A 23797-nucleotide genomic window follows, 5' to 3' on the forward strand; every position below is an offset into this window, starting at 1 on the left:
GTTCTTAGTGTTTACTAAAAAAATAAAAGGGAGAACAGGGGCTTTCGGAAACATCCGCCCCAGCAGGGATGTCAGCAGCCGGAGGAGATCCGGGACCACAAAAGTAGGGAATCCGTTCGTGTCGCAAAATTCCCCTGTCTTTGTCGCAGGCAGGGGCTGCCACCGCCGGCGCGAAAGCGTAGGTTTGCCCCATGATGCAGCCGGGAAACGGCAGCGCTCTGTGAAAAAGAAAACCATCATGAGAAAACTGAAGCTACAGGTACAAATGACGCTCGACGGCTTTATCGCGGGCCCGAACGGGGAAATGGATTGGGTATCCTTCAACTGGGACGATGCCCTGAAACAATACGTAACGGACCTCACCCAACCGGTGGACACGATCCTGCTCGGGCGAAAGCTCGCCGAGGGCTTCATCCCCTTTTGGGCCGGCGTAGCCGCCGACGATACGAACCCCGAGCAAGCCGCCGGCAGGAAGTTCACCGATACGGCCAAGGTGGTGTTCAGCAATACGCTGGAAGCCTCGGAGTGGGACAATACGCTGCTTGAAAAAGGCGACCTCGCAACGGCGGTCAATGCACTGAAGCAGCAGGCAGGCGGCGACCTCATCGCCTACGGCGGCGCCACCTTCGTCTCCTCCCTTATCCGCGAAAACCTCGTCGACGAATACCACCTCTTCGTCAACCCCGCGGCCATCGGCACCGGCATGCCCATCTTCCACACGCTCGAAGCCCGCCGCGACCTCGCACTCGTAACCGCCACTCCATTCGATTGTGGCATCGTAGTACTACAATACGCAGCAAAGCGATAAAAACCAGGAACACGCCCAAAGTTTCGGGGGGAACGGATAGAACCGACCGACACGGATCTGTCTTCATCCGCACCATCCGTTTCATCCGTGTTCCCGCTCTTCACGATAGCAAGACGTTCTTCTACTAAAACGATTCGATATGCCCCAGATCACGCCCTTTCTCTGGTTCAACGGCCACGCCGAAGAGGCCGCTACCTTCTACACCTCCGTGTTCCCGAACTCGGCCATCGGCCCCATCAGCCGCCCCGACCCTGCCGGGCCCGCATTGGTAGTTCCCTTCAGCCTCGACGGCAAAGCCTTCCTCGCCCTCAACGGCGGCCCGCAGTACACCTTCACCGAGGCCACGTCCTTCGTGATCTCCTGCAACACCCAACAGGAGATCGACCACTACTGGAACGCCCTCACCGAAGGCGGCACGCCCTCGCGCTGCGGCTGGCTCAAAGACCGCTACGGCCTTTCCTGGCAGGTAGTACCGGCACAGATGGGCGCGCTCATGAGCGATCCCGATCCCGCCAAAGCACAACGCGTGATGGCCGCCATGATGCAGATGGACAAGCTCGACATCGCAGCGCTCGAAGCCGCTAAAGCCGGTACCACAGAGGCAGTGTAAGGGTTCGCTCCGCTCACCGTCCGCCTGCGCCGAAACACGACGGCGCAACGAAACGACGGAGCAACGGGAGGTTCTTTGCCGCCCTTACGCTTCCTGCCGGGCCGGCCTCACTACAGGATCGGCGAATACCATTGACTACTCCTGTAACGAACAACCAAAGAACAGCCGGAACCAGGCGTCTGGCACTGACGTGATCTTTCGTCGTGCCGTTGCGCACTGCCGAAGGCAGACGTAAGCGTAGCGAACACCCGAACCGGCAACGCCGGAAAATCGCTAGCTTGGCGGCCTTCATGGCGCACACCTACTCCATCAAAGACCTGCAGGAAGCCCTCCTCGGCGGTGCTCCCCAACCCGCACCGGCCACCGGGGAGCGCGCCTTGCTGCTGGTGCTGCGGCACTACCGCTTTCACAAGGTGCTGAGCATCGAGCTGTACGAGGCCACGCTCACGGCCGCCGGCAAGCCGCGCAACCCGCTCCTGCCCGTCAACCCGCTCGACCGCATACCGCGCACCGGCGACCCCGCAGTACTACAGTTCCTCGCCGCCGTCAGCCGCTTCCAGAAAGACCCCACCGCACCACGTACCCCGGCCGATATCGAAGCCCTGCGCCTCGTGCTCCGCAACCCGGCCGGCCTGCCCATTTATGCACACGACGCCGGCTTTTCCGACAACCCCACGGCCGGCTCGCTGACCCCCGTCGGCTTCGGCGCCCCCATCACCGACGCCACGCTGCTCGTTACCCGCCGCGGCGACACCTACACCTGCACGCCGCAACTGCCGATCGGCGGGCGCATGATCCCGCTGGAGGAAACCGACATCGCCTTCGAGCACTTCGTGCGCGGCACCGAAGCATGGCACCTGCTTGCCTCCTTCCCCCTCTTCCGTCTCGTACGCTTCTTCCGCGGACTGCGCGGCCCGCTGCAACTGCCCGCCGCGCACTTTCCCGAGTTCCGCCGCCTCGTGCTCGACCCCCTCGGCGACCTGCTGACCGTGCACTACACCGGGGTCCAACCCGCCACCGAAGTCCAGCGCGCCGAAGCCGGTGGCGATGCCCCACCGGAGCGCTTCCTCTACCTCTCCGACTCTGGCGCCCACATCGCCCTCACGCCCGTAGCGCGTTACGGCAATACCGACGTGCCCGTGCTCTCGAAGCGGCAGGTATATGCGCAGGACCGCTCCGGGCAATGGTTCTGCCTCGAACGCAACGAGGAAGCCGAGGTCGCCTTCACGGCCCTCCTCCTCCGTCAGCATCCCGACTTCGAGCGGCAGCTCGACACCGATCCGCTCGCCTTCTACCTCCACCGCTCCCGCTTTCTCGAGAACGACTGGTTCCTCGGCGCCTTCGCCGACTGGCAGGAAGCGGGCATCACCGTGCTGGGCTTCGGCGACCTCAAAGGCATCCGCACGAGCCCCCACACGGCCTCTGTATCCGTTCAGGTGCGCAGTGGCATCGACTGGTTTGGCGCCACCGTGAAGCTGCGCTTCGGCAAACAAACCGCCGCCCTCAAGCAACTGCAGCAGGCCGTGCGGGCGAAGAGCCGCTACATTCCACTCGGCGACGGCACGCAGGGACTGCTGCCCGAAGCCTGGCTCGAGCGCTTCGCGGCCTGGTTCGAGGCAGGCGACACCGAATCCGAAGAACTACGGATCCCCAAAGTGCAGTTTGCCACGGTAGCAGAATTATTCCGGGAAGACGAGCTGGACCGCGAGGCGCTGGCGGAGCTGCGCTACTATCAGCAGCACTTCACGCGGCCGGAAGCGGTACCCAACGTGCCGGTGCCCGCCACCTTCCGCGGCACGTTGCGGCACTACCAGCAGGAGGGCCTCAACTGGCTGCAGCTCCTCGCCGCCGGCGGCTTCGGCGGCTGCCTTGCCGACGATATGGGCCTCGGCAAGACCGTACAGGTGCTTGCCTTCCTGCTCGCCGAGGCCGATACCGACGGGCCGCACACCAGCCTCGTGGTGGTGCCCAACTCCCTCCTCTTCAACTGGCAAGCCGAGGCGCAGCGCTTTGCCCCTACGCTCCGGCTGCACCTTCACTATGGCGAGCGGCGCCTCCGCCACATCCGCGATTTCGACCGCTTCGACCTCGTGCTCACCACGTATGGCACGCTGCTGCAGGATATTTCTTACCTGAAGAACTACGGGTTCCGCCACGTGTTCCTCGACGAGTCGCAGGCCATCAAGAACATCGAATCGCAGCGCTACGCGGCGGCCCGGCTCCTGCAAGCCCGCACGCGCTTCGCCATCACCGGCACCCCCGTGGAGAACAATACCCTCGATCTTTACGCCCAGCTCTCCTTTGCCTGCCCCGGCCTCCTCGGAAGCAAGCGCTCGTTCAAGCAGCTGTTCTCGATACCCATTGACCAGTTTCAGAGCAGCCGCCACGCCCGCCAGCTGCAGCAGCGCGTAGCGCCTTTCCTGCTGCGCCGCACCAAGAAGGAAGTGGCTCCCGAGCTGCCCGAGAAGACCGAGCTCCTGCTTTCGTGCCCGATGGACGAAAGCCAGCAGCGCATCTACGACGCCTGCGCCCGCGAGCTGCGCGACTTCATCGAGGGGAAGGCCGACGACGAGCTGAAGCGCTCCTCCGTATTTCTACTGCGCGGGCTCACGCGGCTCCGCCAGATCTGCAACGCACCGCAGCTGCTGCCCGAGGAAAAGCAATGGAACGGTACCTCTTCCAAGATCGAGGCGCTGGTGGAAGGCATCGTCAACAATGCACCGGGGCATAAGATCCTCGTGTTCTCGCAGTTCGTGTCGATGCTGGACCTGATCCGCGCCGAGCTCGAAAAGCGACAGATCCCGTCGGAGGTGCTCACCGGCAGCACCCGCGACCGCGCCGGCGCCGTGCAGCGCTTCGAGACCGACGAGCGCACGCGCGTCTTTCTGATCTCGCTTAAGGCCGGCGGCACCGGCCTCAACCTCACTTCGGCCGATTATGTGTACCTCGTGGATCCCTGGTGGAACCCCGCCGTCGAAGACCAGGCCATCGACCGCGCCTACCGCATCGGGCAAGACAAGAAAGTGGTGGCGGTGCGGCTGTATTGCCCGGGTACGGTGGAAGAGAAGATCCGCCACCTGCAGGCGGCGAAGCGCGCGCTCTCCGGCGAGCTGATCGGGGGAAGTCCGGGCTTTCTCGCGAGCATCACCCGCTCCGAATGGCGCGAGCTGCTCGGGCCCCTGGCGTCACCCACCGGAGGAGGGGGCCTCACGAAACGCTAACTTCGCGGCCAAAAACCGGCAATGATGAAACTGGAAGAGGTAGTAAAGGCGCGCAGCGGTGGCACATGCGAGCTCTGTACTGCAGTGAGCGACGTGCAACTGTTTGAAGTGCAGCCACAGGACGGCCGTGACGCCGACAACTGCATTGCGGCCTGCGCCAAATGCCGTGCGCAGGTGGAGCGGAAAGAGGAGTTGGATGCCGCGCATTGGCGGGTGCTTGGCGAAACGATGTGGAGCGAAGTGCCGGGCGTTCAGGTTACGGCCTGGCGCATGCTCAGCCGCCTCCGCAACGAAAGCTGGGCAGCAGACAGCCTCGACCTGCTCTACCTCGACGACGAGCGTCTCGCCTGGGCCAAAGCGACAGGCGACCATGAAAGCGACGGAACCGTGCACCTACACAAAGACGCCAACGGTCATGTACTTCAGAACGGCGACTCGGTAGTCCTCGTAAAATCGCTCGACGTGAAAGGCGCTTCCCTCACCGCGCGTGGCGGTACCGTAGTAAAAAACATCCGCCTCGTAGCTGATAACACGGAACAGATCGAAGGCCGCGTGGAAGGACAAATGATCGTAATCCTGACCAAGTACGTGCGGAAGCAGGGCGCCGGCGGGTGATCACGATAAAGCTAAAAAGTCAATAGCGCCAGCGATGCCAGGTTAGCGCAGGTAGCTGCGTTCGCCGGCGTCAGCCTTGGACGTTTGAATTTTTACTTTTGAATTACACCCCGCTTCGCAGGCTGCCCGCGAGCTCGTAGAATCGCCGCGCCACGTGGAGCGACTCCTTGAATGAGTTGGGCTTGACCTCGTAGGAGTGCGCGCCGAGCGTCAGGCACTCGTCGCGCTCGATGGGGTTGAGCGAGGTGGAAAAGATCACCACGGTCAGGTGCTGCAGCTCGGGGGAGGCCTTGATCTGGCGCAGCGTTTCGCGGCCGTTGAGCTTGGGCATGTTGAGGTCGAGGATCACGAGTGTGGGCAGCGCGCCGGAAGCCCGGGCACCGGCGAGGTAGCCCAGCGCTTTTTCGCCGTTGTCCTCGAAATGAATGCACTTACCGTAGCCCAGCTCGTCGAACGTGTCCTGGAGCAAAAACCGGTCTTCTTCATCATCGTCGACCATCAGGATCAGGGTATCCTCTGTGTTCATAGCGTCATTGATGGAGTGGCAAGGTAAGGATAAAAGTGGCGCCTTCGCCTACCTGGCTCTGCGCCCGGATGCTGCCGTGGTGTACCGCCACGATCTTCTGGCAGATGGCGAGGCCGAGTCCCGTGCCTTCGTATTTCTTTCCGGAATGCAGGCGCTGGAACAGCGCGAACATCTGCGGCAGGTATTTCTCGTCGAAGCCGATCCCGTTGTCCGCCACGCAGATCGTGCATTGATCGCCGTCCACCTCGGCATATACGCGCACCTGCGGCGGAAGGTCTTCGCGCGCGTACTTGAGTGAGTTGCTCAGGAGGTTCTGGAATAGTTGGTGCATCCTACCCGGGTCGGCATCGATCGTGGGCAGGTCAGCCACCTCCACGGCCGCGTGCTTCTCGGCGATGGGCAGCTCGAGGCCCTGCACCACCTGCTGTACGAGCTCGTTGAGGTTCACAGGCTTGAAGGTGATGCCCTCCCGCTCCACCTGGGCAAAGGCCAGCAGGTCGTTGATGAGGGTCCGCATGCGCCGCGCCGCCCGCTGCATGTGCCCGAGGTAGTCGCGTCCCTTCGGATCGAGCTGCCCCTCGTACTTGTTCAGGAGGTAGTCGCTGTAGAAGGAGATCTTGCGCGTGGGCTCCTGCAGGTCGTGCGAAGCCACGTAGGCGAATTCCTGCAGCTCGCGGTTGCTGCGGTTCAGGTTCGAGATGTTGGTCTCGAGCGCATCCTGGTGCTCGCGCAGCTGCTGCTGGGTCTCTTTCAGCTCCTCGTTGTTGCGGAGCGTCGTTTCCATCATCTTCTGCGCGTTGATGTCGACCAGGTAGCCGATCCAATACTGGAGGCGGCCTTCCTCGTCGCGCAGCGGTGAGATGGAGGCGAGGTGCCAGTAGTACTCATCCTCCGACCTATGCCGGAGGCGGCACTGGGTTTTGATGGTAGCGGCGCCGAGCGGCGGGTTGTGGTTGATGAGCAGGGCAAAGGAGTCGTAATCCTCGGGGTGCACCACGCCCCGCCAGCGCGTCTCGTTCAGCTCGGCGATGCCGGCGCCCGTGAAGCGGCGTAACCACTCGTTGGCGTATACCAGGTTGCCGGCCTCGCTGAGCGTAAAGATGATGAGCGGAAGTGCGTTGGTGAGTGTTTTGTATTGCTGCTCGCTTTCCTTCAGCTTCTGCGCCAGGTCCTGCAGCTGCTCGTTCTTGCGCTTGATCTCCTCGTAGGGCGAAAGCGCCGGCTCTTCGCGGAACTGCAGGCGCCAGCTGTCGATCCGGCGCGCGTCGAGCTTATCGGACAAGGGGATGTAGTAATACAGCTCGATCGATGTTTCGTTTCCCGAGGTGCTGATGTTGTACTTGCTTACGAGGCGCTTCGCATATTCGAGGCCCTCGTATTTCTGCAGCTGGGGCTCGTCGTCGTTGATGCGGGCGATGATGTATTTCTCCTTTTGCCCGGTGGTGACGCTGAGCACCAGACAGCCGTTCTTACCATGGTCGATGGTGTTGCGCGCCACTTCGGAAACGGCTGTGGCAAAGGTCGTTTGCGCCGACAGCGACAGGCCGGCGAGCTCTCCGAGCCGCATGCTCCGCTTGTGCGCGAGGATGAGGTCCATCTCGTTCTGCAGCGTCACCCGGATGATCTCCTGCGTTTTCATACGTTTATTTTACAGCTCGCCACCGACATGTCGTCGGTCTGGCGGGCAAATTCTTTGAATAAGGCGGCATTGAGCAGCGACAGGTCGTAGCGCTGAATGCCCGTAAGCCGGAGCAGGTCCCACTTCGACTTGAAGCCGTCGCTGCACATCACGATGGTCTGGCCTTTCTCGTATTCGAGCACCTGGTCGTTCATCGTGTTGGGCATGTTGAGACCGACGATACCGTTATATGGGTTGTGGTTGCGGGAGGCCATGGAGCTGTGCAGCCGCGTGGCGATATTGCCCACGCCGCAGATGCGCCACTGCTTTTGCTCCATATGGAAGATAGCCACGGTTGCCACGAGGCCGCGCGTTTTTTTGACGGCGCTGTTGATGAAGCGGAGGTTTTCCACGGCACTGTCTTCGGGGCAGGCCTTGAAGGCGTCGATGGCCGTGCGCACCGCATGGGCCGCTTCCGGTCCGTGTCCGAGGCCGTCGCCCAGAAACAGCTTCAGGTGCTCCGGCGTTTGCTTGAAGTAGAACCCGTCGCCGCATTCCGTTTCACCGGGCTTGGGCACCACCAGCGACCGTACTTCTACGGGCCCGGGCTTTTGCGCGGCGGTGGCGGCCCTGTTGTAGACGCGCACCAGCTGGAGGGTGCCCCAGTCTTTCTGTGTATAGATCTGCAGGAGGTCGGAGAGGCGGCGGATGGCGCCTAGCCCCTGTCCGAGGCTGTCCTTCGTGCTCGCGCCGTCCTGCATCATGCCCCTCAGGTCGCCGATGCCGGGGCCGCTGTCGATGGCGATGAGCTCGAGGCCCTGCCGGCCGTTGTCTTCGAACAGCTTGGCAAAGATCTCTCCGCCGCCGGCATGCCGCGCGAGGTTGGAGACGAGCTCCGCCACCACGATGTCGATCTCGGCGATCCGCTTCGCGGAAAAGCCGCCCTGGGCCGACAGCGCGTGCACTTCCTTTTTCAGGATGGCGAAGTAGCTGCGGTCGGCTGCGTTGAGCCGGAGGTTGACGGCGCTAACCATTTTTCCATTTTATGATCGTCACCTTCGTGCCTTTGCCGGGTTCACTCTCGATGTCGAATTCGGATACGAGGCGCTTGGTGCCGGGCAGGCCGAGGCCGAGGCTCTTGCCCGTGCTGAAGCCGTCTTTCATGGCCTGCGCAATGTCTTTGATGCCGGGGCCCTTGTCAGTAAAGGTCAGGCGCACGCCGCTCTCGCGGCCCTTGCTCACGACCTCGATGAGCGTGATGCCGCCGCCGGCGTATTTGAGCATGTTGCGCACGAGCTCGGATGCGGCCGTAATGAGCTTTGTCTGGTTCACGAGGCCCATGCCGATCTTCACGGCATACTCCTTCACGCGGTTGCGAAAGGGCACCACGTCCTGTTCTTTTTGAATGGGAAGACTGTCTTTGTTAAGAACCACGATCATCCTCGTCCTCCTCCGTGTCCTCTTCGGGACCGATTTTGGTTTGCAGGAGGGCCATGCCCCGCTCCACGTTCAGTGCGGTGCTGACGCCCTTCAGCTCGAGGCCAAGTTCAATGAGCGTGATTGCCACGGCGGGCTGCATCCCCACCACCACGGTCTCGGCATCCATGATCTTGCTCATGCTGCCGATGTTGCCGATGATGCGCCCCATGAAGGAGTCAACGATCGACAGGGCGGAAATATCAATGAGTACGCCGCGGGCGCCGGTCTTGTTGACCATCTGCACGAGGTCGCTCTCGAGGTTGAGAGCCAGGCGGTCGTAGAGGTCCACCTGGATGGTAACCAGCAGGAAGCGCCCCATTTGCAGGATCGGTATTCTGTCCATAGCAGGTTACATACTGTGTTTATCGCGCGATGCCTTGCGTACTTCGAGCTGAAGCATCGTGAACGCGTACTTGAGGGCGCTCGCCAGCGAGGCCTTCGTAATGATGTTGGAAAGGTCGATGCCGAGGTGCACCACCGTTTGGGCGATCTCGGGGCGGATGCCGCTGATGATGCATTCCGCGCCCATGAGGCGCGTGGCGCTCACGGTCTTGATGAGGTGCTGCGCCACGAGCGAGTCCACCGCGGGCACACCCGAGATGTCGAGGATGGCAATGGAGCTGCCCGAGTCCACGATCTGCTGCAGCAGGTTCTCCATCACCACCTGCGTACGCGCAGAGTCGAGCGTACCGATGATGGGGAGGGCGAGGATGCCGTCCCACACGCGGATCACCGGCGTCGAGATCTCGGAGATCTCGTCGGTCTGGCGCAGGATCACTTCCTCACGGCCTTTGATGAACGTCTCGAACGTGCCGATACCGAAGGTGTCGATCAGGCGTCCGATCTTCATGGATACGGTATACAGGGAGGCGGGATCGCTTTTGAGCTCTTCCTGCAGTACGCTGAGCAGGGCCTCTTTGAGGCCGAACACGTAGATGCCGGTTTCGCGGGGCGAGAATCCCTGGCGGGCCCGCGAGATCGAGATGCCGGAGAGGATCTCGAGCACCGGGTCGAAATCCGAAGACTGCACGTCGGTGAGGTTGCGGTCGTTGATGGTTTTCACCAACACGTCCACGAGTTCCTCCGACTGTGCACGCAATTCATCGTTGCTGAGCAGGTCGTCGCGGAGCCCCTCGTCGGCGAGCTGCGTATTCATCCAATGTTCTAAAACTTGCTTTTTCCTCTTGAGGAGGATCTTAGAAATGTCTGCTTTCATGTGTAAAGCGGTGGTTAAGTGCGGCTGTGTGGAATGAAATAAGGCGTAAAGTACCGAATATCCGGACAGCGCGACCGAAAAAGGACGCGCCGGAGCACAATTCGCCCCCAAACCGTAAAAACACGGTAGCAAGCTCTTCCGGAAGGGACAGCCCTTACCCGGCATTATCCTGGCGGAGGCTGTGCGCGATCACCAGCACGCCATAGATGTGCCCGCCATAGTCGAGGGGAAGAATGGACAGGTCGCAGTGCCCTTCCTTTAGGATGCGCGGAACGTTCTGCAGCTCCGTGCGCTTGCCGTCGAAGGCTGCATAGATGTATTCCAGCTGCGACGTCCCTGCGAGCGCGGGAAAGCAATCCAGTAGCCCCTGCCCTACCAGGTCGGACGCAGACCGGCCGCAATACTCCTGGAGGGCCTTGTTCCCGGCCGAATAGCGCAGGCCCTTGTCCACCACCATGATCAGGTCGCTGCTGGCGTCGATGATGGTCTCGGCCATCCGGGCGCGGCTCCCGAGCAGGAGGTCGCGCTCGAGCAGGGCCTGCTCCAGCGCGGTGATGCGTTCCTCGTGCCTGGCCGTCTCGCGCAGCACGCACAGCACCCCGTGGGTACTTCCGAACTTATCGGTCATGGGCCACAGCTGCCACGAGAGCCGGCGGCGTCCGTGCTGAAGGGCGCGCGCACCTTCCGGGCGCTCGCCCCTTAAGGCGGCACCGAGGTACTCGAGCCCGTCGTCGTCGCCGAGCTCGGGCAGCAGGTGAAAGAGGCTCTGCCCCAGCACCGCGCCACGCGTTTTGTGCAGGATGCGCTCCGCCGCATCGTTGAACAGTACGACCCGGAAACGGGTGTCGATGGCCAGCACCGCGTCGGCACTCGCTTCGAGGAGCAGCCCGCACAGGTCGGTCAGCGCGAACATAAATTCGGGCGCACCGTAAATGGTTTTGTCAGGTGTGTTTTTCATAGGCGCACATTTTCGTTGCTTCGTTGCCGGTAGGTCGCAAAGAGTTTGCCTCTTCCGGACGAGCGGCGATGGCGTTCCTTCTTTTTTAACACTTGTGCCCCACCGTTGGACACGGCGGCAACAGCTCCTGGCATGTAAAGCCCTGAGCCACACCGGTGCCCGGACGGACGCAAAAAGCGCGTTAAACCGGCACAGGGGTGACCTCGATTTAGTAAATGAAAATGCGTGCCAGAATTCCGGCGCCGGCATCCGCAGGTTGTGCACAACCGGTAGCACCGCCCGCAAAAAAGGCGGCCACAGGGCCGCCTTGAAAGCTAGTGCCGGTGCCCGCTAGCGCAGCACCTTATCGGGTGTGATCGGCAGGCTGCGGATACGCTTGCCCGTGGCATGATGCACGGCGTTGGCCATCGCCGCCGCAAAGCCGATGAGGGCGATCTCGCCGAGCCCCTTGGCGCCCGTAGGATTGAGCAGCGGGTCGGGCTTGTTCACGAACAGCACTTCAACCGGCGGTACGTCGGCATGCACCGGCACATGGTAGTCGGCGAAGTTGTTGTTGACCCAGCGGCCGTAGCGGTGATCCACCACGCCCTCCTCGGTCAGCGCCATGCCGAGGCCGCCCACGGCGCCCCCGATCATCTGGCTCTCGGCCTGCCGCGGGCTTACGATGGTGCCGGCATCGGCGGCGATCACGATGCGGTCGGTACGCACCACGCCGGTGCGCGGGTGCACCCGCACCTTCACGAAATGCACGGAGTAAGAGAAGGCGGAGTGATTCTTCATCGTGTCGCCGCCCTTCGATTCCTCCGTGGCTTCCAGCTGCGCCAGGCCCGCCGCCTTCAGCGCATCGCCATAGGTGATCCGGCGCGCCGGGTCCGACGCGAGCACAATGGCACCGTTCTCGAAGCGCAGGTCGGCGAGCGTTACGCTATGTACTTTATCGGTATGGAACACGGGACTTTCCTTGACGAGATCGGCGAGCTTTTGCTGCAGCGTTCTACAGACGTCGAACACCGCCGAGCCGAGCGTGGAGGTGGTGGTGGAGCCGCCCTGCGTGGGGCCCGGCGGCAGCGAGGAGTCGCCCAGCTGGAAGGTGACCTTACCGGGGGCAATGCCCATGCGGTCGGAGGCGATCTGCGTCATGGCCGTGGCCGTTCCCGGCCCGCTGTCGGCCACCGCGCTCTGTACCAGCAGCGTGCCGTCGGCATAGAGCCTTGCAGCAGCCTTCGCCACGTTGCGCGAGGCATGAAAGAGGCCGGTACCCAGGCCGTACCCGACGAGCCACCCATTCTGCTGCATGGAGCGGGGCGCCGGGTTGCGGTCCTTCCAGCCGATGCGGTCGGCCCCGAGCTGGTACGCTTCTTTGAGGAACTTGCTCGAGAAGGGCAGGTTGCGCTCCGGGTCGGTATCCGTATAATTACGTAGGCGCAGCTCCAGCGGGTCGATGTTGAGGCGGTAGGCGAGCTCGTCGAGCGCGCTCTCGAGCGCGAAGGCGCCGGTAGCCTCACCGGGGCCGCGCATCCAGGTAGGCGTGCTCAGCTCCAGCGGGTATACCTTGTAACGCGTGGTCACGTTGGGGCAGGCATACAACGAGCGGGAGATATTGACCGTGCCCTCGGTGAAGGTCTCGTAGTTGGAGGTCTGGCTCGTAGCCTCGTGCGTGATGCCTACGAGCTTGCCGTCGGGCGTGGCCCCGAGGCCGATGCGCTGCCGCGTTTCGGGTCGGTAGCCCACGAGCGTGAACATCTGGTCGCGGCGGAGCACGAGGCGCAGCGGGCGGTTCACCATCTTCGCCCCAATGAGGGCGGCGATAGCATGCGGCCAGGTGCGCAGCGCCGATCCGAAGCCGCCGCCCACATAGTGCGCGTACACCTGCACCGACGACTCGGGCAGGCCGAAGGCCTGCATGATGCTGCGCTGCGTGGACTTCACGCCCTGCGTTTTTTCCCATACCGTCACCTTCTCGCCCTCCCACTGCACCGTGGTGGCGTGCAGCTCCATCGGGTTGTGCACTTCGAGCGGCTGGAAGTATTCTGTCTCGAGCACCACGGGCGCCGTCTTGTACGCGTCCGGGATGCCGCGGATATTGTCCTTGAACCGGGGACCCTCGGCTGGCGTGCGCGTAGCACGCGCGCCTTCGAGATCCGTGAGGAAGGCTTCCTTGTCGTATTGCGCCTTCACCAGCGAGGCGGCATGCGTGGCCCGCTCGAAGGTGTCGGCCACCACGAGCGCGATGGGCTGTCCGTTGAAGCGGATGATGTTGTCGTTGAAGACCTGCAGTCCTGCACCGCCGGTGCGTCCCTTTGCGGGGTTGCCGCCCTGGTCGTAGCCGGGTACCTTGATCGAATTGACGTGCGAGATCACCGCCAGCACGCCGGGCGCCGCGAGTGCCGCCTTCGTATCGATAGCTTTGATCGTACCCTTGGTCACGTTGCTGCCCACGAGTACACCGTACACGAGGCCCGGCAGGTCTTTCTCGGCGGCATATTCGGCTGTGCCGGTCACCTTGGCCTTGCCGTCCACGCGATCGAGATCCGGGAGGCCGCTATTGTCGAAGAAAAAGGAATTCATCGTTGCTGGTTTTGGGTGGTGAGGGAAAGGAGGGTATCCATCAGCGCGCTCTCGGCCATCGGAATCTTGAAATCGTTGTGTCCATACGTCCGCGCATCTTTGAGTGAAGCGCGCACGGCCGTGTAGAACAGCTCCTCCGAAGGGGCCTTTCCTTCGAGCAGGACCTCGGTGGGCTTCAGGCGCCAGGGCTTGTGCGCCACGCCGCCCATGGCGATGCGGGCATTACGGATGCGGCCGTTGCCGTCGAGCGGCACCACGGCAGCCACCGACACGAGGGCAAAGGCATAGGAGGCACGGTCGCGCACCTTCAGGTAGCGGACGCGTTGTTCGCCGAAGTTGTTCGCTTTGAGCTCTACGCCCGTGATGATCTCGGTGCGTTGGAGGTTGTTGTCGATCTGCGGCGTATCGCCGGGCAGGCGGTGAAAGTCGCCGATGGGGATCCGGCGCTCGCCCCTGGGGCCCTGCACCAGCACCATGGCATCGAGCGCGGCAAGACCTACAGCCATATCGCTTGGGTGTACGGCGATGCATTTCTCGGAGGTCCCGAAGATGGCATGCATGCGGTTATATCCCTGGAGCGCGCTGCAGCCGCTCCCGGGCTGGCGCTTGTTGCAGGGCAGCGCCGTGTCGTAGAAGTACGGGCAGCGCGTGCGCTGCATCAGGTTGCCGCCCACGGTGGCCATGTTGCGCAGCTGCGCCGACGCTCCCGCCTTCAGCGCCTCCGCCAGCAGTGGGTACTGCGCCTTCACGATCGGGTGCTCCGCCACCTCGCTATTGAGGGCAAGCGCACCGATCCGCAGCCCGCCTTTATGCACCTGGATCCCTTTGAGCGGAAGCCCCGTGATGTCGATCACCCGCTGCGGCGTCATCACCCCGCGCTTCATCAGGTCCACCAGGTTGGTACCGCCGGCGATGAAGCGCGCGTTCGGGTCCTTGCCGATCGCATCGAGGGCGCCCTTCAGGCTCGTGGCCTTCGTGTAGTTGAAGTTGATCATAAGGCGCCTCCTTTCTGTTTGACCTCGAGGATGGCATCCACGATGTTGGGATAAGCACCGCAGCGGCAGATGTTCCCGCTCATGTACTCGCGCACCTCTTCGGCGCTGCCGGCATGTCCCTCGCGGATGCAGGAAATGCCCGACATAATTTGTCCGGGCGTGCAGTAGCCGCACTGGAAGCCGTCGTGCCTGATGAACGCTTCCTGCATCGGGTGCAGCACGTCGCCCTTGGCGAGCCCTTCGATGGTGGTCACCTTCTTCCCGTTTTGCATCACGGCCAGCGACATACAGGAAAGCACCCGCTGCCCGTCTACGTGCACGGTGCAGGCACCGCACTGGCCCCAGTCGCAGCCCTTCTTGGTGCCGTGCAGGTGCAGCTGCTCGCGCAGCAGGTCCAGCAGCGTTACCCGTGGTTCTACAGACAACCGGTGCGGCGTGCCGTTGACCTCGATGGAGAGGTTCATCTTTTCGAAAAAGCCGGCGGCCGTCTCGTCGAGGCCTTTTTCGGCGGCCTGCACTACGGCGGGCGGGGTGGCGGCGAGCGCCGCAAGGGCGGCCGACCGCTTCAGGAAGCTCCGGCGCGAGGCGCTACCGGGCGCGGGGTTTGTTTCGTTGTCGTGGGACATAGGTAAGTGGTTAGAGCAGAAGTTGTTTCCAGATCGATCACTTCGCTGCTGGTCGTCAGGCGTGAGGCATCAGGCGTGAGAGGACTTCTCCGGCAGGAAAAGCTTGCTGCTCACGCTTCACGCCTCACGCATCACGACTATTGATGTAGAGTCGGCTTCTGGTCCAGAAAGATAGGCATTTACCGGTGGCGCGCGGCTGCCGGTGTTGCATCAGGTGGATGTTGTACTTTGAGCGTGCAAATCCCTGTTTATGCGTTGCCTGGCCGTTCTGTTCCTGCTCCTCCTCTCCGCTTCCGCCTCCGCGCAAGTGTACCGCGATCCGAAAGCACCCGCCGACGACCGCGCGGCCGCGCTGCTGAAGGAAATGACCCGCGATGAAAAGATCGACTACATCGGCGGGTACAACGATTTCTACATCCGCCCCATCGAGCGCCTCGGCCTGCCCGCCATCAAGATGACCGATGGCCCCGTGGGTACGCGCAACGACGGGAAGACGACTGCCTACCCGGCCTCGGTGCTGACGGCCGCCTCCTGGGATACGGCGCTCGCGTATCGCCTGGGTGTAGCGCTGGGCAGGGATGCGCGCGCCCGCGGCGTGCACATCCTGCTCGCGCCCGGCGTCAACATCTACCGCGCGCCGATGAACGGCCGCAACTTCGAATACCTGGGCGAAGACCCCTACCTCGCCGCCTGCCTGGCCGTACCCTACATCAAGGGCGTGCAAAGCCAGCGCGTGGTAGCCACGGTAAAGCACTATGCCGCCAACAACCAGGAGTGGGACCGCCACCACGTTTCTTCCGATATGGACGAGCGCACGCTGCAGGAGCTCTACCTGCCGGCCTTCAAGGCGGCGGTGCAGGAGGCCAACGTGGGCGCCGTGATGAACAGCTACAACCTCGTGAACGGCGTGCACGCCTCGCAGCACGCTCACCTCAACAACACCATCCTCAAAGGCAAATGGGGCTTCGGGGGCATCCTCATGTCGGACTGGACCTCGACCTACGATGCGGTAGGCGCAGCCAACGGCGGCCTCGACCTCGAGATGCCCTCGGGGCTGTTCATGAACCGCAAGAACCTGCTGCCGGCCATTCAATCCGGCAACGTATCGGAGGCCACCATCGACGATAAGGTGCGCCGCATCCTCCGCACGATCTTCCGCTTCGGCTTCTACGACGGGCCCCAGAAAGACTCCACCATCGCCCTCAACGATTCGGCCAATGCCGCCGTGGCCCTCGACCTCGCGCGCGGCGGCATCGTGCTGCTGAAAAACGAGGGCGGCCTGCTGCCGTTCACAAAGAACATCAGGCGGATCGCACTGTTCGGACCCAACGCCGACCGCTACGTGGCGGGCGGCGGATCGTCGCAAACGGAGCCTTTCGCTTCCATAAGCCTGCGCACCGCACTACAGGCCCTCGGCGGATGGAGTACCCGCGTGCAGCTCGTGAAAGGCACCGGGGGACCCATGGAGGAGCACGTGCAAGGCTCGCCGTTCTATGTCGGTGCCGGGTCGTCCGAAAAAGGATTGAAGGCCGAGTACTTCAATAACCAGGACCTGTCCGGAACGGTCACAGCATCCCGGAACGAGCCTTTCGTCAACCACACCTGGGGCGATGCCCCCGATGTGCCCGGTATCGGTGCCGACCATTTCTCGGCCCGCTATACCGGTGTGTTGCGCCCGGCGAAGAGCGGCGCCTACAAGCTCGCCGTACGCGGCGACGACGGCTTCCGCCTCTGGGTGGCCGAACAAAAGGTGATCGACCTATGGAACGACCACGGCGCCACGCTCCGTACCTATACAATGGACCTGGAAGCAGGAAAGGAATACCCGGTGCGGCTCGAGTTCTACGAGAACGGTGGCTCGGCGCAGATCGCGCTGGCTGCCTTCATCGAGACCCTCGACTTCAGCGCCGCCACAGCTGCCGCCAAGGCTGCCGATGTGGCCATCGTGGCCGTCGGCTTCGATCCCACCTCCGAGAGCGAGGGCTTCGACCGTACGTTTACGTTGCCGGAATACCAGGACACGCTGATCAACGCCATCGCCAAAGCCAACCCCAACACCATCGTCGTGCTCAATGCGGGCGGCAACGTCGACATGCGCCGCTGGCTCCGCAACGTGAAAGGCCTCGTGCATGCGTGGTACCCCGGGCAGGCAGGCAACCAGGCCGTGGCCGAGATCCTCTTCGGCGACGTCAACCCGAGCGGCAAGCTGCCCGCCTCGTTTGAAAAGGCCTGGGAAGACAACCCCGTGTTCCCGTATTACTACGATGCCGATGGCGACAAGCGGGTGACCTATGGCGAGGGGCTCTTCGTGGGCTACCGCCATTACGACCGCAGTAGCGTAAAGCCACAGTTCCCCTTCGGCTTCGGGCTGTCGTATACTACGTTCGCCTACTCCGGCCTTCAGGTAACGCCCGGAGCGAAAGGCACTGCCGTGGTCAGCTTCACGGTGCGCAACAGCGGCACGCGCGACGGCGCCGAGGTGGCGCAGGTGTATGTGCGGCAGCCGAAGGCGCCGGTAGCCCGCCCGCTGAAGGAACTGAAAGGGTTCACCAAGCTGCAACTGAAGGCCGGCGAGTCGCGCACGGTCACAATCCCGCTCAGTGCCGATGCGTTCTCGTACTACAAGACCACAAAGGGCGATTTCGGTTACGACCCCGGCCGCTTCGAGATCGGGGTCGGGCCGTCGTCTGACAAGATGCTGCTGACGCAGGAAGTGACGATCCGCTAGCATCAATCCCGCACTCACTTGCCGCCCCGGTTTCCGCACCGATACTACGGGCGGCATTTCTGCGTTCTGAAGGAGGCGCCCTGCGCTCACTACCAAAAACCAACGCCATGCATCTTTGCTACCGGTTGCTACCCGCCCTGCTGCTCCTGATCCTGCACGTGCGGGTAAACGCCCAGACCAGCGTCGAAGTCGAGCTCTCCCTCTCCGACCCGCGCCAGCAGCCGCTGCGCGGCGCCGAGGTACAGCTCACGGAGCTGGGCAGCCGCGCATCGTTGAAAGGACGCACCGGCAACGACGGCACGGTGAAGCTGAACATCACTTCGGCCGGCGCCTGGGAGATCTCCGTCAACGGCACCCCGATGAAGCGGGAGCCCATCCGCGTAGCCCTCAACGAGACCAGCATCGTGCAGCAGGCCTTTACGGTAAACCCCGAGCTCGACGCCCGCATCCGTCGCCAGTCGTTTGTGCGGCTGGGATTCCGCGCGGGAGATGCCACGGCGCCACCCGACCCTCCTGCCGAAGGGTATAACCTCCTCACCATAAAAGTGGCAGGCAGCGACCGGCGCCCGGCAGCCGGCAAGACCGTGCGGCTGGTTGACCTTAAGGGACAACGTATTTATACAGCTCAAAGCGACGCGCAGGGGAATGCCCGCTTCCACGTGCCGGGGCGCACGCCCTACGACATCGACGTGGAGGAGCAGCTGAATGCCGGCTTCGTGCAGATGGACGACAAGGTGAACATGACCATCTTCCAGAGCGTGATGTACGATGCCTACGATATCGTGGAGACGCGCCGCAACGATACCGTGACTCAAGCGCTCCCGGCCAACCTGACCCAGCGGGCCTCCCGTGCGCGCTACCAGGTACAGGTGCACAAGGGCGGGCGGCCCTGGTCGTCCGGCACCGTGTACCTCGACGAGATCGGGAGCACCACGGTATACACGGCGCGCACCGATGCGGCGGGCGCCGCAACCTTCGTGCTGCCCTTCGGGAAGCGCTACATGATCCAGTTTCCCTACCAGCGCGATGTGGACGTCATCAACCTGGCCGATGTGCGGCAGCGCGGCTCCGGCAGCCGCACACTGTACTACGAGCCCGATCCCGCCCTCGAGTTCCCGGAGCGCTATATCCCGCCACCCGGCCGCCTCGTACTTACCGACTTCCCGTATTACCACCGCCTTCCGTACCCGCCGCCGGCCGATGGCGGCACACCCGGCATCACGCTGCGCACGGGGCGCGGCGCAGGCCCTGAAGCGCTGCTCGAGATCGGCCTCGCCACCGGCATCCCCGCCGGCCGCAGGCGTGCCCCCGTCAACATGTCGTTCGTGCTCGACGTCAGTGGCTCCATGGCGGGCGATGAGCGCCTCGAAAGCCTGAAGCGCGGCCTCCTGCAGCTGCTGCAGCTGCTGCGCGAAACGGACGTCCTCTCCATCGTGCTCTTTGCCGATGGGCCCCAGCTCCTGCTGCCTGCCCAGCGCCTCGGCCGCGACCGCGAGCGGATCAGCGCCCTCGTGCAGGCCATCGAGCCGCAGGGCGGCACCGATATGCGCGAAGCCCTCGACCGCGGCTACCGCGAGGCGCTGCGCTACCACGACCCCTCGGGCGCCAACACCGTGGTGCTCCTTACCGACGGCTACGACAGCAACCCTGTGGACACCCTGCTCGCCGTACAGGCGCGGTACCGCGGACGCGTTGCCTGCCGCGCCATCGGCGTAGGCAAAGACTACAACTACGATCTCCTGAAGAAGCTCGCTACCGAGGATGGAGACCTGCTGCAGCAGGCTCATGAGGGCAAGGAGCTGGAAACCCTGTTCGGCACGCGCCTCCTTGCACGCGAGCTGCCACTGGCGCGCGGCGTACGCATCACGGTACGCCATGGCGATGAGCTGCTGCTGCAATCCGCCTACGGCATTCGCGACGTGCAGCGAGGGGCGGGGCAATTCAGCGGCACGCTGGGCGCCCTCTTCCCGGAGCAGCAAGTACCCTTGCTGGCCGCCTTCGTTCCGAAAGGCGCCGTGCCGGCCAACGACTCCTACCCCGTTACGGTGGAACTGGCCTACACCGATCCCGCAACCGGCAAGCCGGCGCGGGTCACGCAACAAACGGAATTGCGCTTCGCTGCCGCGGGCACCGATGCGGCGGCTGCGGAACAGAAGAAAATGTACGCCGTAGCCTTCGCCAACAGCGCCCTGCTGCGCATGGCCACCGCCTTTGAAAAGGGAAAGACCGCCGAGGCGCAACAGGCCGTGGAAGCGGGCCTGGGCGGGCTCCAGCATTTGTACGGAACACCGGCCGACGCCGATATCAAGGCGCTTGTGGCGCAGCTATCCCTCTATCGACGCGCTTTGAAGAACGTAGTGAATAAGCAGCGCTTGAAATAGCGGTCGTTTCTGAGTTGATCTATCCGCTGGTGGTCGTGAGGCGTGAAGCGTGAGGCGTGAGGTGCCCCGTAAACGTCTTTGGGCGTGCAGCGTCCGGTCATTGCGAGCGCAGCGAAGCAATCTCCTCCGTTACGCAGAGTGACCAAAAAGGCCGTGGCTACAGGAACACTACGCAAGTTGTGGAGGTTGTCCCGAGGCTTCGGGACGCTACGCTCGCAATGACGGCGCCCGACTGCTACCGGCCTTGCTGACGACAATGGCAACTCAACACCAGCAGATCTTGTAGAAGTACGGAACATCTACCGGCGACTCATTTCCTCGTAATAGGCCTTGAGCACGTAGAACGCTTTCTTCTTCCGGCCTTTCTGGTCGTACAGGCCCTTGTTGTTCCAGCCTTCCTGGTATACGGGATGATTGCGGCGGGGCGAGCGGAAATCGTTCAGGATCCAGGGTGAGATCCCCACGTATTGGGGCGGCATCCGCTTCATCATGGCCACCTGCTCGCGGTAGAACCACTCCTGGTACTCTTCGCTCCAGCGCGTGAGGCTGTCGCCATGAAATCCGTGCAGGGCCTCGGCACCCGTTTCGCTGAAGAACAGCGGCTTGGCGTAGCGTACGTCCCACACGGCCTTGCGGGCATCGGAAGGCAGCCCGCCATACCAGCCCAGGTACTCGTTCACCGCTACGATATCGGTCTCCGCCCCGAGCGGATCGTCGATCGTGTGCTTCCCGTTGATCATATGCACCTCGAGCGCCGCGGAGATAAGGCGGCTGCTGTCGAGGGCACGGGCTGTGCGCACCAGCTCGGTCATGAAGCGGGTACGGGCAGGGTGCACCGGTGTTTCGTTGCCTACCGACCAGATGATCACCGAGGCGCGGTTGCGGTCGCGGATCACCATGTCGCAGAGCTGCGCCTTTGCTTTCCCGAGCACGAGCGGACTGTTGAAGTCGATGGTCCAGTATACGGGGATCTCCGACCACACGAGCAGGCCCATCGAATCGGCGGCGCGCACCGTGTGCTCGTTGTGCGGGTAATGCGCGAGCCGCACCATGTTGCAGCCGAGTTCCTTCGCCTGTCCCAGCAGCTGCAGCGCATCGGCGCGGCTGTGGGCGCGACGCGCCTGCTGGGGAATCTCCTCGTGCACCGAGATGCCGCGCAGGAACAGGGGCTTTCCGTTGAGCAGGAGGCTGCTCCCCTGTACTTCTACGGTACGGAACCCGATCTGATCCTCGACCCGGTCGCTCCCGTTAGAGAGAAGCACCCGGTAGCGCTTCGGCCGCTCCGGCGACCAGCGCTGCAGTCCTGCCGCCCGGAATCGGAACGCCGTACTGTCGCCCGTGGCGCGAAGCTCCTGCCGCAGGCCCAATTCGGGGATCTCGATCCGTACCGTGCTGCCCGGCGTCGCACGCACCCAGCCACCAATTTCGTCGACGGGTCCGCTGCCCCGCAGCAGCTGCAGCGAGTAGTCCTGGATAAACGACCGCGGCACGAGCACCAGCGACACGTCGCGCGTAATGCCCCCGTAGTTCCACCAATCGGTATTGAGCGTGGGCACTTCCTGCGCGCTCCGCTTGTTGTCGACCTTCACCACGAGGTTATTGCCCTTCTCTTTCAGGGCACTGTCGGCCACTTCGAAATGAAAGGGCGTGAAGCCGCCTTTGTGACTCCCGAGCTTACGCCCGTTGAGGTATACGTGCGCCTCGTAGTTCACCGCGCCGAAATGAAGGAACACGCGTCCGCCCCGCCCCTTCGGGTCGAAGTCGAAGGTGCGGCGGTACCATACCGTGCCCTCGTAGTAAAGGAATTTCGGCTGCTGCGCGTTCCAGTCGCCCGGCACCTGCAGCGTGTACTTATTGCTCCATCCGTGCTCCTTGCGGTCGGTGCGGTTGTCGGGCACGTCGCTGTTCCAGTAGGCCTCGCGGTCGTTGTAGGCGCGCTCCTGGTAGCGGTAGTTGTAGAAGCCGGTCTCGTAGGGGTCGACGATATAATTCCAGCGCCCGTTGAGCGATACGGTGCGCCGACCGGGAATATTGGCGAGCGACAGCTCCTGCGCGGCGGCGGCACCGCAAAGGAAAGGAAGCAGTAAGGAGTAAAGGAAGCGCATACTTATTTTTTTCGGGGGTGGTAAGTAAGGGCATCGCGGTAGCGGAGGAGCGCTTCCACGTAGTAATAGTCGGCATAGGTGATGGCCACATCTACCTCCGACTTCGCCGGCAGGTGGCCTACGCTGTGCCTGAGGAGAAATCCGCCGTTGGTACCCGCTGCCGCACGGTAGGCATCCGACGACAACGTGACCAGTATTTTCTCTGCGGCCTGTACGTATCGCGACGCGTTGAACGAGCCGTCTGCATAGAACCGTAACTCCAGCAAAGCCGAAGCCATGATCGCTGCAGCCGATGCATCGCGCGGCGCGTCCGGGATAGCCGGTGCGTCGAAGTCCCAGTACGGGATGCCATCGGCAGGCATCCGCGGATGACCGAGCAGGAAATCGGCGATGCGTACCGCCTGGTCCAGGTAGCGCTGGCCCTTCGTTTCGCGGTACAGCACCGTAAAGCCGTAGAGTCCCCAGGCCTGCCCGCGCGCCCAGGCCGATGCATCGGAGTAGCCTTGCGCCGTGCGCTTCTGCTTCACGGCACCCGTCTTGTCGTCGTAGTTCAGCACATGGTACGAGGAGCCGTCGGGGCGGAAGTGATTGGCGATCGTGGTATTGGCGTGTGTGAGGGCGATGTTGCGGAATGTGGAATCGCCTGTATGCTTCGACGCCCAGAACAGCAATTCGAGGTTCATCATGTTGTCGATGATCACGAGGAACTCGTCCTTGTTCGAATCCCAGGAGCGGATGCTGCGGGTGACGGGGCTGTAGCGTGTGGCCAGCGAGCGTGCCGACTGTACGAGGATGTCTTCGTATCCCGGCTTCGGCGCAATGCGGAGCGCGTTTCCGAAAGAGCAGAACATCATGAAGCCAAGGTCATGCGTGCCGGTGTTGTGCTGTTCCTTTTCGAGCAGTGGCAGCATACGGAGTGCCTCGCGGTAAAGGGCAGTGTCCTTCGTGCGCTCGTATAAATACAGGAGCGTGCCGGGATAGTAGCCGCTGCACCACCAGTCCGATCCGCTCGTATTCAGCTTCCCGGCCGCCGGGTCCCAGTTGCGCGGGAAGCGCCCGGCGGGCAGCTCCCGGGCAAGCAGGCGGTACTGCGCGGCGGAGGCCGTGAGGATGGAATCGATGCGGGATACGGGCAGGGGCGCAACGTAAGTAGTGACAGACCGGGAAGGACCGCAGGCAGCGAGCAGCAACAGAAGCGCCGGAAGGAAACAACGCCGGAACAAAAGACCTGGAAACAGCATGGAGAAAGCCGGGTTTAGGGCCCCTCAAGATACCCATTCACCGGTTACAGGCAGCAACGCTTTGCGGCAACAGGAAGGTAACAAAATGGAAGCAGGCCCCAC

General features: G+C 63.0%; 18 protein-coding genes. 6 read left to right on the forward strand and 12 right to left on the reverse strand.

Annotated features, from left to right (window positions below; genetic code table 11):
- Window positions 1–238 precede the first annotated feature (238 nt).
- The 4 genes from ABD937_RS20135 (at window position 239) to ABD937_RS20150 (ending at window position 5254) form a co-directional block, all read left to right on the forward strand.
- On the forward strand, window positions 239–808 hold the full coding sequence (locus tag ABD937_RS20135; protein ID WP_345257720.1) for a dihydrofolate reductase family protein: 570 nt from the start codon (window positions 239–241) through the stop codon (window positions 806–808).
- 139 nt (window positions 809–947) lie between these two features.
- The gene (locus ABD937_RS20140; RefSeq protein ID WP_345257721.1) at window positions 948–1418 is read left to right on the forward strand and encodes a VOC family protein; all 471 of its coding nucleotides are present in this window, start codon (window positions 948–950) and stop codon (window positions 1416–1418) included.
- A 290-nt stretch (window positions 1419–1708) separates the two neighbouring features.
- Window positions 1709–4639, forward strand: coding sequence for a DEAD/DEAH box helicase (locus ABD937_RS20145; protein WP_345257723.1), 2931 nt, complete (start codon window positions 1709–1711; stop codon window positions 4637–4639).
- Between the two features lie 21 nt (window positions 4640–4660).
- Window positions 4661–5254 (forward strand): PhnA domain-containing protein, encoded by a 594-nt coding sequence (locus ABD937_RS20150; RefSeq protein ID WP_345257724.1) that lies wholly within the window; start codon window positions 4661–4663, stop codon window positions 5252–5254.
- 103 nt (window positions 5255–5357) lie between these two features.
- Here the strand turns inward: ABD937_RS20150 and ABD937_RS20155 are convergent, their stop codons facing one another.
- The 10 genes from ABD937_RS20155 to ABD937_RS20200 all read right to left on the reverse strand — a co-directional run bounded on the left by ABD937_RS20155 (window position 5358) and on the right by ABD937_RS20200 (window position 15240).
- On the reverse strand, window positions 5358–5780 hold the full coding sequence (locus ABD937_RS20155; RefSeq protein ID WP_345257725.1) for a response regulator: 423 nt from the start codon (window positions 5778–5780) through the stop codon (window positions 5358–5360).
- A 4-nt stretch (window positions 5781–5784) separates the two neighbouring features.
- Complete coding sequence (locus ABD937_RS20160; RefSeq protein WP_345257726.1) at window positions 5785–7419, reverse strand: ATP-binding protein; 1635 nt, start codon at window positions 7417–7419, stop codon at window positions 5785–5787.
- Window positions 7416–8432, reverse strand: coding sequence for a SpoIIE family protein phosphatase (locus tag ABD937_RS20165; protein ID WP_345257728.1), 1017 nt, complete (start codon window positions 8430–8432; stop codon window positions 7416–7418). Before ABD937_RS20165 ends, ABD937_RS20160 begins: the two co-directional genes overlap by 4 nt.
- Complete coding sequence (locus tag ABD937_RS20170; protein WP_345257729.1) at window positions 8425–8838, reverse strand: anti-sigma regulatory factor; 414 nt, start codon at window positions 8836–8838, stop codon at window positions 8425–8427. Before ABD937_RS20170 ends, ABD937_RS20165 begins: the two co-directional genes overlap by 8 nt.
- Window positions 8822–9220 carry an STAS domain-containing protein gene (locus tag ABD937_RS20175; protein ID WP_345257730.1) on the reverse strand — a complete coding sequence of 133 codons (399 nt, stop codon included), beginning with the start codon at window positions 9218–9220 and terminating at the stop codon, window positions 8822–8824. Before ABD937_RS20175 ends, ABD937_RS20170 begins: the two co-directional genes overlap by 17 nt.
- A 6-nt stretch (window positions 9221–9226) precedes the next feature.
- A complete protein-coding gene (locus ABD937_RS20180; protein WP_345257731.1) occupies window positions 9227–10093 on the reverse strand; it encodes an STAS domain-containing protein in 867 nt (288 codons plus the stop codon).
- Window positions 10094–10247: 154 nt separating this feature from the next.
- Window positions 10248–11051 (reverse strand): PAS domain-containing protein, encoded by an 804-nt coding sequence (locus ABD937_RS20185; protein ID WP_345257732.1) that lies wholly within the window; start codon window positions 11049–11051, stop codon window positions 10248–10250.
- Between the two features lie 330 nt (window positions 11052–11381).
- A complete protein-coding gene (locus ABD937_RS20190; RefSeq protein ID WP_345257734.1) occupies window positions 11382–13619 on the reverse strand; it encodes a xanthine dehydrogenase family protein molybdopterin-binding subunit in 2238 nt (745 codons plus the stop codon).
- Window positions 13616–14614: an FAD binding domain-containing protein gene (locus ABD937_RS20195; RefSeq protein ID WP_345257735.1), complete on the reverse strand. Its 999-nt coding sequence runs from the start codon at window positions 14612–14614 to the stop codon at window positions 13616–13618. Before ABD937_RS20195 ends, ABD937_RS20190 begins: the two co-directional genes overlap by 4 nt.
- The gene (locus ABD937_RS20200; RefSeq protein ID WP_345257736.1) at window positions 14611–15240 is read right to left on the reverse strand and encodes a (2Fe-2S)-binding protein; all 630 of its coding nucleotides are present in this window, start codon (window positions 15238–15240) and stop codon (window positions 14611–14613) included. Before ABD937_RS20200 ends, ABD937_RS20195 begins: the two co-directional genes overlap by 4 nt.
- A gap of 250 nt (window positions 15241–15490) precedes the next feature.
- Here ABD937_RS20200 and ABD937_RS20205 point away from each other — a divergent pair, with 250 nt between their 5' ends.
- Window positions 15491–17968, forward strand: coding sequence for a beta-glucosidase (locus ABD937_RS20205; protein WP_345257737.1), 2478 nt, complete (start codon window positions 15491–15493; stop codon window positions 17966–17968).
- A 107-nt stretch (window positions 17969–18075) separates the two neighbouring features.
- A complete protein-coding gene (locus ABD937_RS20210; RefSeq protein WP_345257738.1) occupies window positions 18076–20349 on the forward strand; it encodes a VWA domain-containing protein in 2274 nt (757 codons plus the stop codon).
- Window positions 20350–20648: 299 nt separating this feature from the next.
- Here ABD937_RS20210 and ABD937_RS20215 read toward each other — a convergent pair whose 3' ends face one another.
- Both ABD937_RS20215 and ABD937_RS20220 read right to left on the reverse strand, forming a co-directional pair.
- The gene (locus ABD937_RS20215) at window positions 20649–22454 is read right to left on the reverse strand and encodes a glycoside hydrolase family 2 protein (protein WP_345257739.1); all 1806 of its coding nucleotides are present in this window, start codon (window positions 22452–22454) and stop codon (window positions 20649–20651) included.
- 2 nt (window positions 22455–22456) lie between these two features.
- Window positions 22457–23695, reverse strand: coding sequence for a glucuronyl hydrolase (locus tag ABD937_RS20220; RefSeq protein ID WP_345257740.1), 1239 nt, complete (start codon window positions 23693–23695; stop codon window positions 22457–22459).
- Between the last annotated feature and the right edge of the window lie 102 nt (window positions 23696–23797).

The organism is Flaviaestuariibacter amylovorans (genome assembly GCF_039541815.1).
GTDB lineage: Bacteria > Bacteroidota > Bacteroidia > Chitinophagales > Chitinophagaceae > Flavisolibacter > Flavisolibacter amylovorans.

Bases quoted from the DNA above. Each gene is read 5' to 3' on its own strand.
- ABD937_RS20135 (WP_345257720.1), top strand. From the start codon at position 239: ATGAGAAAACTGAAGCTACAGGTACAAATGACGCTCGACGGCTTTATC.
- ABD937_RS20140 (WP_345257721.1), top strand. From the start codon at position 948: ATGCCCCAGATCACGCCCTTTCTCTGGTTCAACGGCCACGCCGAAGAG.
- ABD937_RS20145 (WP_345257723.1), top strand. From the start codon at position 1,709: ATGGCGCACACCTACTCCATCAAAGACCTGCAGGAAGCCCTCCTCGGC.
- ABD937_RS20150 (WP_345257724.1), top strand. From the start codon at position 4,661: ATGATGAAACTGGAAGAGGTAGTAAAGGCGCGCAGCGGTGGCACATGC.
- ABD937_RS20155 (WP_345257725.1), bottom strand. From the start codon at position 5,780: ATGAACACAGAGGATACCCTGATCCTGATGGTCGACGATGATGAAGAA.
- ABD937_RS20160 (WP_345257726.1), bottom strand. From the start codon at position 7,419: ATGAAAACGCAGGAGATCATCCGGGTGACGCTGCAGAACGAGATGGAC.
- ABD937_RS20165 (WP_345257728.1), bottom strand. From the start codon at position 8,432: ATGGTTAGCGCCGTCAACCTCCGGCTCAACGCAGCCGACCGCAGCTAC.
- ABD937_RS20170 (WP_345257729.1), bottom strand. From the start codon at position 8,838: ATGATCGTGGTTCTTAACAAAGACAGTCTTCCCATTCAAAAAGAACAG.
- ABD937_RS20175 (WP_345257730.1), bottom strand. From the start codon at position 9,220: ATGGACAGAATACCGATCCTGCAAATGGGGCGCTTCCTGCTGGTTACC.
- ABD937_RS20180 (WP_345257731.1), bottom strand. From the start codon at position 10,093: ATGAAAGCAGACATTTCTAAGATCCTCCTCAAGAGGAAAAAGCAAGTT.
- ABD937_RS20185 (WP_345257732.1), bottom strand. From the start codon at position 11,051: ATGAAAAACACACCTGACAAAACCATTTACGGTGCGCCCGAATTTATG.
- ABD937_RS20190 (WP_345257734.1), bottom strand. From the start codon at position 13,619: ATGAATTCCTTTTTCTTCGACAATAGCGGCCTCCCGGATCTCGATCGC.
- ABD937_RS20195 (WP_345257735.1), bottom strand. From the start codon at position 14,614: ATGATCAACTTCAACTACACGAAGGCCACGAGCCTGAAGGGCGCCCTC.
- ABD937_RS20200 (WP_345257736.1), bottom strand. From the start codon at position 15,240: ATGTCCCACGACAACGAAACAAACCCCGCGCCCGGTAGCGCCTCGCGC.
- ABD937_RS20205 (WP_345257737.1), top strand. From the start codon at position 15,491: ATGCGTTGCCTGGCCGTTCTGTTCCTGCTCCTCCTCTCCGCTTCCGCC.
- ABD937_RS20210 (WP_345257738.1), top strand. From the start codon at position 18,076: ATGCATCTTTGCTACCGGTTGCTACCCGCCCTGCTGCTCCTGATCCTG.
- ABD937_RS20215 (WP_345257739.1), bottom strand. From the start codon at position 22,454: ATGCGCTTCCTTTACTCCTTACTGCTTCCTTTCCTTTGCGGTGCCGCC.
- ABD937_RS20220 (WP_345257740.1), bottom strand. From the start codon at position 23,695: ATGCTGTTTCCAGGTCTTTTGTTCCGGCGTTGTTTCCTTCCGGCGCTT.